This window comes from Legionella sheltonii, from assembly GCF_026191355.1.
In the GTDB taxonomy this organism is placed as follows: Bacteria; Pseudomonadota; Gammaproteobacteria; order Legionellales; family Legionellaceae; genus Legionella; species Legionella sheltonii.
In genome coordinates, this window is the sequence record NZ_JAPHOQ010000059.1 from 1 (window position 1) to 440 (window position 440).

Below are 440 nucleotides of genomic sequence, written 5' to 3' on the forward strand. Positions count from 1 at the left end.
GAAATCTTGATTAAGAATTGTTTGACTTGCTTTAACTTCAATACCAATAATCTTGCGTGCATGATTTTCAAGAATAAAATCCACTTCTACTTGGTCTTTGTCACGATAGTAATAAATATTCCATGGCTCATTTGCTAGAGTGCACATTTTCAGTAATTCGCTATATACCCAAGTTTCTAGCAAAGCTCCAAAAGAAGATTTATCTTTTTCAATGCTTTCGATGGTAACTCTGTTCAGGCATGCCAAAAGACCACTATCAATAAAATGAATTTTTGGTGTTTTAACTATCCTGCTTAAGGTATTGTCATGCCAAGGTCTTAATTGATGTACTAAAAATAATGTTTCCAGTAAACCGACATACTTTTGCGCTGTTTTGGTATCTAAATTTAATTGCCCACCAATTTGAGTAAAATTGGTTAATTTTCCTGATTGTTGAGCCA

At 33.2% G+C, this 440-nt stretch carries 1 protein-coding gene; it reads right to left on the bottom strand.

The genetic code is table 11. From position 1 onward, the window contains the following. A partial coding sequence (locus OQJ26_RS19360; RefSeq protein ID WP_265705296.1) for a DUF4143 domain-containing protein occupies positions 1–440 on the bottom strand: 440 nt, incomplete at both ends.